The following is a 15931-nucleotide window of genomic DNA, read 5'->3' on the forward strand; positions in this document are numbered from 1 at the left end:
CCCGTTACACCGAGCAGCTAATGCAATCTTCCACCGCGAGACGGTTCGTCCGCGTGTAATAGAGCGACTTCAAGCCTTTGCGAGCCGCGTAAATATAGTATCTAGCCAATTGGCGCGTCGTAACGTCGCTGTTGACGTGCAGTACGGTAGAGATGCCTTGGTCGACGTGCGATTGGATTTCGGCGATCAGATCTATCACTTTGAATTGATCCATGCGATAGGCCGACTTGTAGAAGAAGAAGTTGTCCTTGCTCATGAACGGCATCGGATAGTACGTAGTCGAGTTCGCGTACGTGCGCGTTTCGATCGGTTCGACGATCGGCATTACGCTAGACGTAGCGTTCTGAATGTACGAGATGCTTTGAGTCGGCGCGATGGCGAGACGGTAAGCATGGTACAAGCCGTACTCCTGCACGTCGAGCTTCAGACTTGCCCAATCGGCGGCGGATGGTACTTCCATGCCTACGAACAGCGCCTTCACTTTGTCCGATACCGGACGGAAATCTTCCTGCAAGTAACGATCGAAGTAGACGCCGCTCGCATAGTCGGACTTCTCGAAGCCCGCGAACGTCTCTCCCTTCTCCCGGGCGATTTCCATGCTGCGCTCGATCGAGTGGAAATTCATCATCATGAAGAACGTGCGGACGAAGTCCTTCGCTTCCGCGCTATCGTATGCGATCTTGTTCTTCGCAAGGAAGCCGTGCAAGTTCATCGCACCGAGTCCGACGGAATGCAGCTCGCGGTTCGCCTTGGCGACGCCCGGAGCGTTCTGAACGCTGCTCATGTCGCTGACGGCCGTGAGTGCCGTTATACCTTCATGTACGGATTCCTTTAGCTTACCGAGTCCCATAACGTTCGCGATGTTAAGCGAAGCCAGATTGCAGCTAATGTCGCGGCGAATCGTGCTAGACTGTCCCCAATCGCCGATCTCCGAAGTCTCCTGCAGCTGGAATATTTCCGTGCACAGGTTGGACATCCTGATTTGGCCGAGGCCCTTAAGCGCGTGCGCGTTGTTCGCGTTCGTCTTGTTCATGATGTAAGGATAGCCGGACTCGAGCTGCGTCATCGCGATCTTAACGAGCATGTCGCGTGCGCTCATGACGACTTTCTTCTTCACGCGATCGTCGGCGAGCAACGTCTCGTACATGCCGTCGATATCCATATCGTCCAGATGGACGCCATATGCTTTGTACACTGTATGCGGCGCGAAAACGTGAAGCGGCTTGTTCTCCTCCGCGAGCTTGTAGAACAAGTTCGGAACGATAAGCCCGATCGACAGCGTCTTGAGACGCGTTTTCTCATCGGCGTTGATCTTCTTGCTATCGAGGAATTCAATGACGTCCCAGCTGAAAATATTGTAGTAGGCTGCGCCCGATCCTTTGCGCTGTCCCATCTGGTCGGCGTAGCTGAACGCGTCTTCCATCAGCTTCAGCACCGGCATAATACCTTTGGCCGCGCCTTCTACGCCTTTGATCGACTCGCCGCGTCCACGCAGCTTGGACAAGTTGACGGCAACTCCGCCGCCGATCTTGGATAACTGCATGCAAGTGCCGAGCACGTAGTTGATCGAGTTAAGCGAATCGTCCATCTCGAGCAGGAAGCAAGAGACCATCTCGCCGCGGCGGCTTTTGCCCGCGTTCAGGAACGTCGGCGTCGCCGGCTGCAGGCGTTGCTCCATCATGGAAGATGCGAGCACTTTAGCGGTAGCCTCGTCTCCGCGTCCCAAGTACAGCGCCACGATCGCCACGCGGTCCGCGTAGCTTTCCAGGTATTGGGATCTGTCGTTCGAGCGCATCGCATAGTCGGTATAAAATTTAGATGCGGCCATATATGAAGCGAATTCGAATTTGTAGCCGTTCGTGAGCTTGTAGACGCTCTCCACGAACGACTCACTGTACGTATCGTATATGTTCTCGTAATAATCGTTATCGACCATATAGCGGACTTGGTCCGTGTGGGTGGCGAACTTCGCGCTCTTGGCGTCGATTTCTTTCATGAGCTCGCGAACGGCTTCGCGATCTTGCTCCAATTGGAAAAACCCGTCCGGGCCGTGTTGCATCAATAAGTTGTTCAATTCAATATGCCGCAACGAGGCTCACCTCCTGTTGAAAATGTTCGACGTCCCTCTGCGTGCCGGAAAGCTCGAACTTGCCGAGCACGGGGACTGCGTATAAAGCGGAAATTTTGTCCGCGCTGCGCGCGAAGCCTTCGCCCCAGTTGCGATTGCCGCTGGCGACGACGCCTTTCATGCGCGGGTGGTTCGATTGTAGAAAAGATAGTACCTTGTCCGGCGCTTGGCCGAACCCGGTCGTATACGTAACGAGAATGAACGGCTGGTCGAGCTTCATATCCGCCTCGATCTGAACGGCGGGTAAACCAAGCTTTTTCACGAAACGGCGCACGTTGCCCGTGCGCGAATCATAAGCGATCAACATTCCGTTCTCTCCCTCCAATGACTACATTCGACAAGTTCCCCCGGGATGATCCGACAAAAAAAGACGCATCGGAGACAGAAGAATCCGATACGTCCTAGCAAGCGGCGAGTCTCGCGAGCGAATCGCGAGCGCCGACATCTAGACGGTACGAACATCTTCCCCATCATCCGTAGGGAACTGTTATCAGCGAACAGGCAGGTCTCCTGGCTTGGGCTTCTTCGCGGTCGTTCGCCTTCCCGGCAGATCCCTTGGATGTCCAGTGGCTGTGTGAACGACGCTCTTCCCTTACAGTGGCGGGACCGCGCCGGCTTCTCACCGGCTTCCCTATTAAGCTTTTCCTAGGCTAACGGAAAATCACCTGTTCAATCGATATGTAGTTGATAAGCTAAAATGTACGTCAATATATAGTGATTGTCAAGGGTCTTTCTACGAGATTCCGCTCTAGTCTTATAGTCATGGGCAGCGCTTCTATTGCACGAAATAAACAACAAAAAAGCCGAATTCCCGCATTCCTGCGGGCTCGCGGCCGATCATTAATTCCGTTAATCAATTCCTAGTGTACCCGTACGAATGGACACCTATTTTTGTTGAGAGAAAGTTCGAACAACATTCATCATCGATCGACACTTGCGCCCACTACTTATTCAACGTCGTTAAATAGTCGAGACAGTATGTCCTTAACAGATCCTCTATCGCGATTAACCGCTTCAAACCCGTTGCGGTAGAACGTAGCTGCGTTAGTAATACTTGAGGCTCGTCAACGCCATCCCAATATCGGCCTAGGAAGTGCAAAAAAACGTCTAGTTTGCGCAGCCGGGCAAGCAACGGGATAGCCTTCGCCTCCGCATAGGTTAACGAGAGGTTGGCGCCGAAACCGTTAAGCACGGATGCGATGAGCCGTACGTCGTCGCTCTCTTCTTCGTTGTCGCAAGGTTGGTCTTCTTCGTCGTTAACTTCCAACAATAATCCCGCGACGATAACGGCGACTTCCATCGCGCGGACATCGCGCGTGCAAAACTCGAAATCGAGCACCGCGGTAATGTTGTTGCGATGGCCGAGCAGATTGGAATGGTTAATATCGCCATGAATGAGCTGATGCGGCAATTCGCGGAGCCGCGGAAGCGCGGCGCCCATCTCGGCGAGCGCTTGTCCGATCGCACGCAACCGTCCCGCTTCCCCGGCGAACGCTTCGGGCGGAGAAGCGCAGAAATTCGCAACCCGCTCCGGCGTACACATCGGATGTGTCTTATCGAGCTCATAATACGGCGGATAGTTAGGTTCGCCTAAATCGACCGCATCTTGTAACCGAGCAAGCGCCATGCTAAGTTGGGCAGCCGCTTCGCCAATGGCGAACGCCGTATCGACATCCCCCTGCGGAGGCCGTTCGCCAACTAAATAAGGAAACACGCATGCGAGACGATCGGAACCGTCGCGCGTCGTTACAAAAGTATCCCCGCTAACCGCGTCGACCGGACAAGGCACGGAGAACGGCAATGACATGCCGTTCAGCGCTCGTAGGACAGCATGTTCAAATCGAACCTTGTCACCTTCGCGATGCGTCTCATATATACGCAACACCCACTTGCGACCGTCCGCGTCCACGTAACGCGTCGTATTGTTCCATCCCGACTGTCCCTCTGCGATCGTCCATCCGCCCTGTGGCCAATATTGCGCGAGCACATTATCGTAAGGCATCGTTCTACTCTCTCTTCTCCCTCGTCTTGCTTAGATCGCCGTTCTCGCGTTCATCTACCCACTCCGAGCGCAACAAGCCCATCTGGATAACGTCTGCGTATCTTCCGTTCTTATAGAGGCGTTGTCGCAATCGTCCTTCTTCCACGAATCCGCATTTGATGTAACTCCGGTAGGCGCGTTCGTTGAAGTCGTACACTTGGAGCTCCAGTCGGTTCAAATTCAACTCGAGGAAAGCGAACCGGACGAGCAGCTTCATCGCTTCCGTACCGATTCCGAGGCCCAAATATTCGGGTGAGCCGATGACGATGCCTATCGACCCGACTCTGTTCTTCCAATCGATCGAGTCCAGATTGACATTACCTATGTATTGCTCCGAACCCGGTTCGCAGATGACGAAGCCGCGGCCGTCCGGCTTGCCCTCGAGCATCGACTCGAGAAACTCTTCCGTCGATTGCTGCGTGTGAGGATACAAGAATATATCGGACAAGTAGCTGACGATCTCAGGATTGTTCACCCACATCCGAATCCAAGGCAAATCTTCTCGTCGATATTCCCTTAACTTAATGGTGTCGCCATATAGATGAGGCACTTGTTATTCCCCCTTGACAGGATCGTCCAACAACAAGCCTTGATCGACCGCGCGCTGAAGGATTTCCAGCGTGAATTGCCATAGCGTGTCCGATACGGATGAAACGATCGACAATCGTTTCACGACTTGCGAGCGAACGATTCCGTGCTTAAGCCAACTATAGCCGCCGGTATAGTAGTTGTTGATGACCGGATGCAGCCTGTCGATCGCCGCGGCGTATTGAGACTCCCTCGTTTCCCCATCCTCGAATTCCCGCCATAGCACCATCCACTCGTCCCTTTGGTCCGCCGGCAGCATGCCGAACAGCCTGTTCGCCGCCGCTTGCTCCCGCTCCGCCTTGTCTTCGTAGCCTTGCGTGTCGTAAGCGAACGTGTCGCCGGCATCTATCTCCACGATATCATGCAACAGAAGCATGCGAACGATCCTGTTCAAGTCGAGCCCCGGCTCGTTGGCGTGCTCGATAAGCAGCATCGCGATTACCGATGCATGCCAGCTATGCTCGGCTGTATTTTCCAATCGGCTACTGTCGAGAATGAACGTCTTTCTCAGCACGTTTTTCAACTTGTCGATTTCGGTTAAGAAGGCGATCTGTCCACTCAATCGTTCGTTATTCCATTGCTCGGGCATGCGTTGTCTCCTTATAAGGCTTAATAGCAAGCGTTTTCCTTATTGTACCATGCTTCCCGGAGCCGTTCATATTCCGTTCATAACCGTGCGTCATTATGTCGGTATGGAACATGCTTTTCAAGGTAGAAAAAGACGTCCAACAAAGACATAATGTACCTATGATGAAACATGAGGGAGATGAACCGCTTGACGACGATACTCGTAGTAGACGACGATCCGCACATTCGGGAGCTGGTCGGCGTGTTCCTTAAGCAAGAAGGATTTACGGTCATGGAAGCGATCCACGGCGTCGACGCGCTCGAGCAATTGGAGAAGACGCCTGCGGACTTGGTCGTTCTAGATATTATGATGCCGGAGATGGACGGGTTCGAGCTTTGCCGCGAATTGCGGGACCTGTACGATATGCCGCTGCTAATGCTTACGGCCATGGGTGAAACGACCCAGAAGGTCAAAGGCTTCGCGCTCGGCACCGACGATTACTTGGTTAAGCCGTTCGAGCCCGTCGAACTCGTCGCGAGGGTCAAGGCACTACTGAAACGTTATAAAATATCTACCTCGCAGCAAGTAACGATCGGCCGAATCCAGCTTGACAGGCAAACGTACCAAGTCATTTCCGGGGACGATAAGCTCACGTTACCGCTTAAGGAATTCGAGTTGCTGTTCAAGCTGGCAAGCTATCCGGGCAAGACATTCTCGCGCGAACAGTTGATCGAGCAAATATGGGGATACGATTATGAAGGCGACGAGCGAACCGTAGACGTGCACATCAAACGGCTGCGCGAACGGTTCGGCGAAGAGGAGAGCGGAATCCGCATTACTACAATTCGCGGGCTTGGCTATCGGTTGGAGGCGAACTAGATGAGCGACAAGGACGGCAACACGCGCGGTCCCTTCCGCCGGATTAAGGAAGGTCATCTTAGAAGACATACGCAGATGAACGAAGAACACGAGGCTTATTACGAAGAAATTTTGCGAACGCATTCAGCTAGCGGCATCACGATCGACAAGAAAACGAAATTCAAGCTGCCGAGGCCGCCGATCAGGTGGATTTTATTCGGTCTGACGATGCTCTATCTCGTCATGCTGGTTAACTTCATGCTCGCCGATTGGATTATGTCGCTCATTTACGACGAGTGGTTCCCTGCTTATAGCGACACGTTAGGCCGACAACTGCTTACCGTCGTTCTGATGATGGTTATTTTCGGTACGATTATCACGTTAGTCCGGTTGATCTTCGATCCGGGCCGTCATCAAATTAACTTGTTCGTCGTCTGGATGGCTGCGATGCGCAGAATGGCTAAAGGCGATTTCGAAGTGAAGCTTGACTTCGATCCGCGGCACACGGGCGCCATGGGGGTACTCGTAAAAAACTTCAATCAAATGGCGACGGCGCTCGGAGAGATGGAACGAATGCGGCAAGAGTTCATCTCGAACGTCTCGCACGAATTCCAATCGCCGCTTACGTCGATCAGCGGTTTTGCCCGCGCCTTGCAAGACGATCGGTTGCCGCCGGAAACGCGCAAACACTATTTGGAAATTATCGAGCTTGAAAGCTTGCGTCTATCGCGGCTTAGCGATAACTTGCTGAAATTAACGTCGCTTGAATCCAAGCATCATCCGTTCGAGCCGCGCACGTATCGCCTTGATCGGCAAATTCGCCGAATCGTGCTTTCATGCGAGCCGTTATGGCAGGACAAAAATATCGAAATCGACATCGACCTCCCTCCGCTTACGATAATAGCGGACGAAGAATTGCTCGACCAAGTGTGGATTAATCTATTAGGCAACAGCATCAAGTTCACGCCGGCTGGAGGCACGATCTCGATTCGCGTTACGACGGAGCCAAGCGGCTATCGCATCGAAATCGCGGACAACGGGATCGGCATTCCCGAGGAGCATCTTCCCCATCTGTTCGAACGGTTCTATAAAGTAGACAAAGCGCGCACTCGCTCGGGCAGCAGCACGGGCAGCGGGCTTGGCCTATCGATCGTTCGCAAAATCGTGGAGATGCACCAAGGCTCCGTAACGGCTAGCAACCGTACCGAAGGCGGCGCCGTTATGGCTGTCCGCATTCCGGTTTCCGTGTCGGTTACACCGCGAACCTAATTCCATCCCCTAATTTGTGGCCTGCTGATTAAGGACAAAGCGCAAGAACAGCGCTTGAAGCTCGCGGGACGAATGCGTCCTCGTCTTCCCCATCATGCAGGTCATATGATTTTTAACCGTCTTCGGCGCAATATGGAACATCGCTCCGATTTCCTCGTTTCTAAGCCCGAACAGTACGAGCGCGCGAAACAACTCGGTTTCCCGTGCCGTTAACCCGTAACGCTCCCCGAATTTATTAACGGCAAGCCCCGACTTCTCATCCGCCATGCTCGCAACTTCCCATTGGATCACATTCGTCAGCATATACGCTTTCCTCCGACTTTATATTTTCGATTCGCGTACGATTCGGTCGATTGTTGTCTCTTGTTAGGATAAGCAGAAAATGTTAGCATCTTTCCGTAATGGGTATGTGTTAGATATGAAAATAACTCATAGATCATCGTTGGAGGTGCGATTCGCACATGTTCCGCTCGCTTCGCTTCAAGATCGCCATCTTCCTAATCATCACGAACGGTTTATCCTTCATCACGATGAGTCTTATCAATTATGAGATCTCCAATAAGCGGATGAATCTCCAGCTCGAGCATCAGAGCATGAACGATTTGACGAACACTGTCACGAACTTGAACACCCTGTTATCGATCCGATTGCACGAAGCCGAAGTGCTGACGGAGACCAGCGGCGTCCGTACGGGCACGCTTGATTCGAAGCTTCGGGCGCTAGCCGCGAATGTCGCGAGTTCCAGGGGACAGTATGCTTATTACGGCATCGTCAATCGAACCGGGACCTTGTCGTTGGCGGACGGACGAACGATACAGGTCGCCTCGTTCCCGGCTTACCGGAGCGCGCTCATGGGCATCAGCAGCATATCGGATCCCGTGCTCGATGCGTCAGGCAAGCCGATCGTCTGGCTTTTCGTTCCTATGTACGAAGAAAACAGTCCGAGCTTTGTCGTTAAAGAAGTGGCCGCGGTCGCGGTTCCTTCGGTTGAGTTATTCGGCAATTTGATTACGGTGAAAAACAAAGAGTACAAAGACAGCGCCATTACGCTCATCGACAAGGAGACGAACCTCCTTCACTATTCCAAGGATCCGTCGTTAATCTTGAAGCGTAACTATGTCAAGGACGATCCGGGCACTTTAGCGTTCGCGCAACGAATCCGCAACAGCGAAAAGGGTTTTGGCGATGTCGAGCTGTTTGGCAGAGTGCTTAAGATGTTCTACATGAAAGTGCCGGGCTATGACTGGTACGCCGTATTCTCCGTCTCCAAGCATGAATTCGAGGCGCCGCTACGGAGCACGCTGTGGATGAACATCCTATTCATCGGCATAGCGGAACTAGTGCTCGGTACGATTCTGTACTTGTTCACGAGCCGGGTCATATTGAAGCGGCTTAAACAAATCGTTACCGTTACGCAGCAGGTGGCCTCCGGAGACTTACATACGCCGCCAGTCCCGTTGCAAAGCATGGACGAGCTCGGCTTGCTCGCCAGCTCCGTCAATACGATGACCGAAAATTTGCGCGATCTGCTTGAACCTTTTCAGACGTTTATCGACCATAACAAATTCGCGATGATCGTTACGGACGCGAACTATAACGTTACGTCGTTCAACACGCATGCGGAAGAAATGCTAGGGTATACGGAACAAGAGGTGCTCGGCAAGCGCGCCTTGACGGACTGGTACGATTCCGCGCAACTGCAACAACGGGCCAAACAATACGCGGAGCTACTCAAATTACCGCTGAACCCGGACGAATCGGTGTTGTTCGCGCTTACCCTTAACGGACTACCTCCTGCCGCGGAATGGAGCTGGCGAAGCCGGGACGGGAGAAAATTGCTCGTGATGATCATTCCGAACATCATGCGGTACCCGGATGGCACGATCAAAGGTTACGTTTTGCTTGCCCGAGACATAAGCGATATTAAGCTGACGGTCGAAACGAATACGCGGTTGCTAGAGATTATGGAAAGCGCACACGATCTGATCGGTTCGTTCGATTTGAGCGGACGCATGTTTTACGTGAATCAGGCCGGCTTAGCATTCTTAGGCATTGAATCCCTGAATGACGAGAACGATCAGCTGAACATGTACTTATCGATTACTAGCGCCATCCGGTTCGCCGACGGCCTTACCCTCGCGCAAGAAATGGGCTTTTGGCAGAGCGAGCTTGAATTCGTCCGAGATAACGGCGAAATCCAATACGCTTCGATGACCGTCGTCGCCCATCATACCAACGATGGCGGCGAGACGTTCTATTCGACGATCGTTCGCGATATTACCGATCAGAAGACGATCGAGCGGCAGCTCATGCAAGCCAAAGAAACCGCCGACGATGCCAACGAAGCGAAAAGCTCCTTCCTCGCGAGGATGAGCCACGAGATCCGTACTCCGCTTAACGGGATTATCGGGCTAACGTACCTACTCCAAAAGTCGGAGATTTCGGACATCGGACAAGACTATTTGCGCCAAATATCCGACTCTTCTCACAATTTACTGCACATTCTGAACGATGTTCTTGATTTCTCGAAGCTTGAAGCCGATAAATTAATATTAGAGCATGTGACTTTCCGACTTGAAGAGTCGCTCATGCGCCTTAGCGGGATGTTTTCCGTCCTGCTTGGTCCTAAGCCAGTAGACTTTATCATACATGCAGACCCTCGCATTCCCGCGGAGCTTATAGGCGACCCTACCCGGCTAGAGCAGGTTCTGCTTAACTTGGGAAGCAATGCGATTAAATTCACGAACCAGGGCATGATCGAGTTGCAGGTCACGATGAACGATCACTCGGACGGAATGGCGAACTTAACCTTCACGGTTAGCGATACTGGTATCGGAATGACGCCGGAACAACGAAGCAAGCTGTTCACGCCGTTCGTGCAAGCCGACCACAAAACAAGCCGTAAGTATGGCGGTACAGGGCTCGGTCTCGTCATTTCTCATACGCTTGTCGAGAAAATGGGCGGCAAAATCGAGGTGTCGAGCACCCATCTCGTAGGCAGTACGTTCACGTTCTCGTTGCGTTTTGAGTTGGCGAAATCCGCTTCTATTGACGTAACCTCGAATACTATTCGTTGCCATGTGCTCGTACTTGAAGATCATCCGTTAGTCGCGCATAACTGGCGTATGATGCTCGAGTCGATGGGCTGCGACTGCTCGGTCGCCGGCAGTTGGGACGAAGCCAAAGAACTGCTCGAGCTCCGGAGATGGGACGTCGCGATTATCGATATGGAAGCCGGGGACATGCATGGCGAGGAGACTTGGGCCGAGTGGATGTCGCAGTTGGATGCGTATGGCGTAAAAGTCGTTTCCTCTACTACGCTGCTTGGACGCGATGCGCTGCAGCATGTGCCTGACGAACTGAGGCCGGATGCCGTATTAATCAAACCTTCGACTTCGAAGCAAATTCGTCGGATGCTTCAATTTTTGACGTTCGAAGCGGATCGGACGGAACCGCAAGCCGTCGCCGCTATCGCGGATAAGTCAGTTGGCCCCGTTCCGAATGCGGCTCCATACGACATTCTCGTCGTAGACGATCAAGAGATCAATCGTCTTGTCGCGCGACAATTGTTGGAACAGAACGGTTACCGCGTACAGTTAGCTAGCAGCGGCAGCGAAGCGATTATCGCTGCAATGACGAAACGTCCGGACGTCGTGCTCATGGACTTGCATATGCCGGAAATGGACGGACACGAGACGACTTTGAAGCTCCGGGAGCAATTTAACGCAGCGCAATTGCCAATCATTGCGCTTACGGCTGACGTTACCCAGGAACAGCACGCGAAATGTATCGCCTCGGGTATGAACGATATCGTTACTAAGCCCATAGATCCTGACACCTTGTACGCCTCCCTCTCCCGCTGGCTGTCCGACAAGCCAGCAGAGCCGTCTGCCGGCGACGAGACCTTGCGTGTGGCCGCCGAGGAGTCTACCCATTGGGAAGATACGCCCGAACTGCAGGTCGGACTTGCGCTCAGCCGCTTATCCGGCAAAAAGAATCTTTATGCGCAACTGCTCGAGAAGTTCGTCGCGCAATATTCGGACGTCGCGGAACAGCTACGGACGAGCTTATCCGCGCAAGATCTCGAACATGCCATCCGTCTCGCCCATTCGCTAAGCGGCGCTTCCGGACACTTAGGCGCGACGGCTTTGCAGCATGCGGCCACGGCGCTCGAGCAAGCGCTAAAACTTGGCCAGAACGGCGACGAACAACTAGGGAATCTAGCTAGCTCCGCTGACCGTACAATTATGCAAATGAGTGCATATAATCGACAAAAAAGTTATTAGACGAACAAGAACCGGCAAGTTATAATAGACTCATAACGATAATGTTAGCAAAATATGAGCGTTCCTAACACTTTACTAAAGGGTGTGAATCTCGTGACGAGAGCTCTAGTAATCGAAGATGATCCTATCATCGGAGAAATGCTCACACTCTACCTTGTCGAAGAGCAATTTGTCGTCAATCGGGTAGAAACCGCTCGGGAAGGCTTAGATGCTATTACTACCTTCGCCCCCGACATCATCTTGTTAGACCTCATGCTACCTGATGCATCAGGAACCGAACTTTGTGCGAAATTCCGTAACGTAACGTTCATTCCGATGATCGTCATCTCCATGAAATCGGCCGTGGCAGACCGGATCCAAGCGATTAGCTCCGGCGCGGACGACTATCTATGCAAGCCATTCAGCATGCAGGAGCTTAAAGTCAGAATGAACGCCGTCTTACGTCGTTATTCGCATCAACCCGTTCATACGTATACAGCGGCGCCTGCCGCCGAATCCCAGCCCGTCGCTACCGCTACGCAGCACGGCATTTCGCTTGATCTGGAAAGAAGAACGATTATTATCGACGGAGAGCATGTGGAGTCGACATTCTCCGAGTACGAAATCATGAAGCTGTTCGTGCATCATCCCGGGCGCGTATTCACGCGTGAAGAGCTGATCAACGCCGTCCGCGGCATCGACTCCTTCATTAACGACCGGGCCATCGACGTTCATGTTACAAACTTGAGGCGGAAGCTGGAGAAGAATCCGAAGGAACCCCAATATATTAAGACCGTTTGGGGCGTCGGCTACAAATTCATGAAATAATACGTTATCTCCTTTCGCGCTTTCTCGGGAACTTCCGGGGAGGCGCGATTTCGTGACGGTTATTGGGCGCGAATCCCGTTGAGTTCCATGCCAACGGAAGCTTATAATAGGAACACTGCCATTCTCAATATAGACGGAAAAGGTGTCGATTCATGAGTATTCTTACGGTTAAAAATTTAACGCACGGCTTCGGAGACCGAGCGATCTTCAATGACGTGTCCTTCCGCCTTCTTAAAGGCGAGCATGTCGGTCTGATCGGCGCGAACGGAGAAGGCAAGTCGACGTTCATGAATATTATTACGGGCTCGCTCGAACCCGATGCGGGTAAAGTCGAATGGGCGAAAAAAGTGCGCGTCGGCTATCTCGACCAGCATTCCGTATTGCACAAAGGAATGACGATCCGCGACGTGCTCAAGGGCGCGTTCGGTTATTTGATCGATCTGGAAGAGGAAATGAATCAAATGTACGACAAGATGGGCTCCGCCACTCCGGAAGAGCTGGAACAGCTGCTCGAGGATGTCGGAACCATTCAAGATACGCTTACGAATAACGACTTCTACCTCATCGACGCGAAAGTCGAAGAAATCGCCCGCGGTCTTGGACTCGGCGATATCGGTCTGGATCGGGACGTGCACGACCTGAGCGGCGGTCAACGGACGAAAGTATTGCTCGCTAAGCTGTTGCTCGAGAAGCCGGACATCCTGCTCCTCGATGAACCGACCAACTACTTGGACGAGCAGCACATCGAGTGGCTTAAACGTTATCTCCAGGAATACGAGAACGCCTTTATTCTCGTATCCCATGACATTCCGTTCCTCAACAGCGTCATTAACTTGATCTACCATATGGGCAACCAAGAGATCAACCGTTACGTCGGCGATTACGACAACTTCGTGTTGCTGCACGAGGCGAAGAAGCAACAGCTCGAATCCGCCTTCAAACGTCAGCAGCAGGAAATCGAAGATCTTAAAGACTTCGTGGCGCGTAACAAAGCCCGCGTCTCGACGCGCAACATGGCCATGTCGCGCCAGAAGAAGCTCGATAGCATGGATATTATCGAGCTCGCCAAAGAGAAGCCGAAGCCTACGTTTAACTTCAAAGAAGCTCGTACGTCCGGCCGTCTCATCTTCGAAGCGAACTCGCTCGTCATAGGCTACGAAGAACCGCTTTGCCGTCCGATCGACTTGCTTATGGAGCGCGGACAGAAGATCGCCATCGTCGGTGCGAACGGCATCGGTAAGACGACGCTGCTCCGCAGTCTGCTAGGCGAGATCCCTGCCCTCTCCGGTTCCGTGAAGCAAGGCGACAACCTGTTCATAGGGTATTTCGAACAGGAGATCAAAGGCAGCTCGGACGAGACATGTATCGAAGCCGTGTGGAAAAACTTCCCTTCGATGTCCCAGTTCGAAGTTCGCGCTGCGCTCGCGCGTTGCGGATTAACGACGAAGCATATCGAGAGCCGGATTTCCGTCCTAAGCGGCGGCGAGAAAGCGAAGGTCCGCTTGTGTAATCTGATCAACAGAGAGACAAACCTGCTTGTGCTCGACGAACCGACGAACCACCTGGACGTCGATGCCAAGGAAGAGCTGAAGCGGGCGTTGCAAGCCTACAAAGGCAGCATCCTGCTCATCAGCCACGAACCCGAGTTTTATCGCGATGTCGCTACCGAAGTGTGGAATTGCGAATCGTGGACGACTAAAATCTTTTAACTTCGATTGTCCTATATAGCGAACAAAGCCCCAACCTTATGGTTGGGGCTTTGTTCCGGGTAGGAAAAATGCGCGTTATTTTAAATTAGTCCCGATAATAACAAGGTCTCTCTCCACTCCGTCCAATACCGCGACGCGCGGCAAGTACCCCCATTGCTTGAAGCCGAACTTCCTTAGCAACGCCAAGCTAGGCTCATTGTGCGCAAAGACGAACCCCACGATGTTCTCGATGCCAAGTCGCGGACATTCCGCTATCGCTTGCTCCAGCAACAGGCTCCCTACCCCTTTGCCACGATAACCTTCCGCGATGTATATGCTGATTTCCGCGGTCGCGTTATAAGCAGGTCTGCCATAGAACGATTGGAAGCTTAGCCAAGCCATAATGTCGTGGCCATCTTTGAGTACCCATAGCGGTCGATGATCGGCCGAATGTTCGTTGAACCATTTTAATCTGCTTTCCACCGTCACCGGCTCTAAATCCGCGGTAACCATCCTGCTTGGGATCGTCGAGTTATAAATGTCGACGATTCTCTCCAGATCGGATACGCTCGCATCCGTAATCGTCATTTCCGATGGCATGTCCGTGCCTCCCCAAGGTCATAATGATAGTCTGAACTTCTTATTCCCAAGCTGTTACCTTGAGGTGATTCGTCTGTATAAACCGTTACTCCATTATAGCCGATCAACATTGCGATTCGCCATGCTTGTCGTGCTTGTCTTGTTGGTTCGCACTCCAATCGCACATGCCGCTCCTCTTGCTCCACCAGTCGAAGTATTCGACGTGAAGGAAGAAAAAGTCGTTCGCGTCTTTCCTTTAACGGAAACACTGAACAATACGTTAATTAATGCCATTAATCAAATGCCGCAGCCTTACGGCGGAGTCACGATGAATCCGACGGACGGCATTATCGTTCATATCCGATATGCCGAACCTGTGACGCTTAAGAACAACATTTACCCGCAGCCGATTACCGATCTATACCTGTTCCTTGAACCGAATGCCGAGCCGCGCGTATTGCTGTTTTTCAGCCACGGACATCGCCCTCGCGTCTATTCGTTACAAGCCGACTCGAAACGCCTCATACAAGCTGTGCAATCCGAAGGCGAGCAATATGATCGCTGAAGCATAGTTGACCGCTCTCATCGCGCTTTCGCTGATCATCCGTCTAAGACTGCCGACGATGGAACTAAGCAGCAACCACCATGCCGCAGAGCCGAAGAACACGCCGACAACGAGCAACACGGACGAATCTGTGCCTTGATGGATGTTCATTCCCGCGAACAAGCCGAGGAAAGAAATTATCGACATCGGATTCGTAAGCGTGAGCAACAGCGTAGACCCGTATGCGCGCCTGTATCCATTGCCTGCGCGAGTATGGGCCTCTTCCTTCGCAACGTTAGAAGTGAACGTTCGATAAGCGATGTAGAGCAAGAAGATCGCACCTAAGAAGTGTAGCCATTCCGCTTGCTTAATTAGAAATTGCGTGGCGAAAGTAAGACCGAACGCCGCGACGCAACCGTACAGAGCGTCCGCGCTCGCCGCTCCTATACCCGAGACGAAGCCGTGGGTAATACCGTTCGTTAACGTTCTGCGAATACAGAGCAATCCGATCGGACCGACTGGCGCCGCGATGGAAAGGCCGAGAATGAATCCTTGGAAGATAGGTTCCATAAGCT

General features: G+C 52.6%; 14 protein-coding genes and 1 riboswitch. Of the genes, 6 read left to right on the forward strand and 8 right to left on the reverse strand.

Annotated elements, in window-relative coordinates; genetic code table 11:
* Positions 1 to 4 precede the first annotated feature (4 nt).
* The 5 genes from nrdE to ACFPQ4_RS02280 all read right to left on the reverse strand — a co-directional run bounded on the left by nrdE (position 5) and on the right by ACFPQ4_RS02280 (position 5346).
* Positions 5 to 2089, reverse strand: coding sequence for a class 1b ribonucleoside-diphosphate reductase subunit alpha (gene nrdE / locus ACFPQ4_RS02260; protein WP_378110102.1), 2085 nt, complete (start codon positions 2087 to 2089; stop codon positions 5 to 7).
* Entirely contained in the window at positions 2076 to 2435 is a 360-nt protein-coding gene (gene nrdI, locus ACFPQ4_RS02265; protein ID WP_378110103.1) for a class Ib ribonucleoside-diphosphate reductase assembly flavoprotein NrdI, read from the reverse strand. The genes nrdE and nrdI overlap by 14 nt, the downstream gene beginning before the upstream one ends.
* 176 nt (positions 2436 to 2611) lie before the next feature.
* Positions 2612 to 2812, reverse strand: a riboswitch (cobalamin riboswitch).
* A gap of 259 nt (positions 2813 to 3071) precedes the next feature.
* Positions 3072 to 4130, reverse strand: a complete 1059-nt coding sequence (locus tag ACFPQ4_RS02270; RefSeq protein ID WP_378110104.1) for a phosphotransferase — start codon at positions 4128 to 4130, stop codon at positions 3072 to 3074.
* 4 nt (positions 4131 to 4134) lie between these two features.
* The gene (locus ACFPQ4_RS02275; RefSeq protein WP_378110105.1) at positions 4135 to 4719 is read right to left on the reverse strand and encodes a GNAT family N-acetyltransferase; all 585 of its coding nucleotides are present in this window, start codon (positions 4717 to 4719) and stop codon (positions 4135 to 4137) included.
* Between the two features lie 3 nt (positions 4720 to 4722).
* Complete coding sequence (locus tag ACFPQ4_RS02280) at positions 4723 to 5346, reverse strand: HD domain-containing protein (protein WP_378110106.1); 624 nt, start codon at positions 5344 to 5346, stop codon at positions 4723 to 4725.
* Positions 5347 to 5532: 186 nt separating this feature from the next.
* Here ACFPQ4_RS02280 and ACFPQ4_RS02285 point away from each other — a divergent pair, with 186 nt between their 5' ends.
* Together ACFPQ4_RS02285 and ACFPQ4_RS02290 are read left to right on the forward strand one after the other, a co-directional pair.
* The gene (locus ACFPQ4_RS02285; RefSeq protein WP_378110107.1) at positions 5533 to 6204 is read left to right on the forward strand and encodes a response regulator transcription factor; all 672 of its coding nucleotides are present in this window, start codon (positions 5533 to 5535) and stop codon (positions 6202 to 6204) included.
* Complete coding sequence (locus ACFPQ4_RS02290; protein WP_378110108.1) at positions 6205 to 7452, forward strand: sensor histidine kinase; 1248 nt, start codon at positions 6205 to 6207, stop codon at positions 7450 to 7452. It abuts the gene before it with no gap.
* Positions 7453 to 7461: 9 nt separating this feature from the next.
* Here ACFPQ4_RS02290 and ACFPQ4_RS02295 read toward each other — a convergent pair whose 3' ends face one another.
* Positions 7462 to 7755, reverse strand: a complete 294-nt coding sequence (locus ACFPQ4_RS02295) for a response regulator transcription factor (RefSeq protein ID WP_378110109.1) — start codon at positions 7753 to 7755, stop codon at positions 7462 to 7464.
* A 158-nt stretch (positions 7756 to 7913) separates the two neighbouring features.
* Here ACFPQ4_RS02295 and ACFPQ4_RS02300 point away from each other — a divergent pair, with 158 nt between their 5' ends.
* From ACFPQ4_RS02300 to ACFPQ4_RS02310, 3 genes are all read left to right on the forward strand, one after another.
* Positions 7914 to 11738, forward strand: a complete 3825-nt coding sequence (locus ACFPQ4_RS02300) for a response regulator (protein WP_378110110.1) — start codon at positions 7914 to 7916, stop codon at positions 11736 to 11738.
* 93 nt (positions 11739 to 11831) lie between these two features.
* Positions 11832 to 12545, forward strand: coding sequence for a response regulator transcription factor (locus ACFPQ4_RS02305; protein ID WP_378110111.1), 714 nt, complete (start codon positions 11832 to 11834; stop codon positions 12543 to 12545).
* A gap of 152 nt (positions 12546 to 12697) precedes the next feature.
* Positions 12698 to 14254 carry an ABC-F family ATP-binding cassette domain-containing protein gene (locus tag ACFPQ4_RS02310; RefSeq protein WP_378110112.1) on the forward strand — a complete coding sequence of 519 codons (1557 nt, stop codon included), beginning with the start codon at positions 12698 to 12700 and terminating at the stop codon, positions 14252 to 14254.
* Between the two features lie 75 nt (positions 14255 to 14329).
* Here ACFPQ4_RS02310 and ACFPQ4_RS02315 read toward each other — a convergent pair whose 3' ends face one another.
* Entirely contained in the window at positions 14330 to 14833 is a 504-nt protein-coding gene (locus tag ACFPQ4_RS02315; protein ID WP_378110113.1) for a GNAT family N-acetyltransferase, read from the reverse strand.
* 202 nt (positions 14834 to 15035) lie between these two features.
* Between ACFPQ4_RS02315 and ACFPQ4_RS02320 the strand changes: the two genes are divergently transcribed.
* On the forward strand, positions 15036 to 15377 hold the full coding sequence (locus ACFPQ4_RS02320; RefSeq protein WP_378110114.1) for a hypothetical protein: 342 nt from the start codon (positions 15036 to 15038) through the stop codon (positions 15375 to 15377).
* On the opposite strand, the gene ACFPQ4_RS02325 is transcribed toward ACFPQ4_RS02320, so the two are convergent.
* The gene (locus ACFPQ4_RS02325) at positions 15312 to 15926 is read right to left on the reverse strand and encodes a LysE/ArgO family amino acid transporter (RefSeq protein WP_378110115.1); all 615 of its coding nucleotides are present in this window, start codon (positions 15924 to 15926) and stop codon (positions 15312 to 15314) included. The two genes, ACFPQ4_RS02320 and ACFPQ4_RS02325, sit on opposite strands and share 66 nt — an antisense overlap.
* Positions 15927 to 15931: the final 5 nt, after the last annotated feature.

The organism is Cohnella yongneupensis (assembly GCF_042655785.1).
Classification (GTDB): domain Bacteria; phylum Bacillota; class Bacilli; order Paenibacillales; family Paenibacillaceae; genus Cohnella; species Cohnella yongneupensis.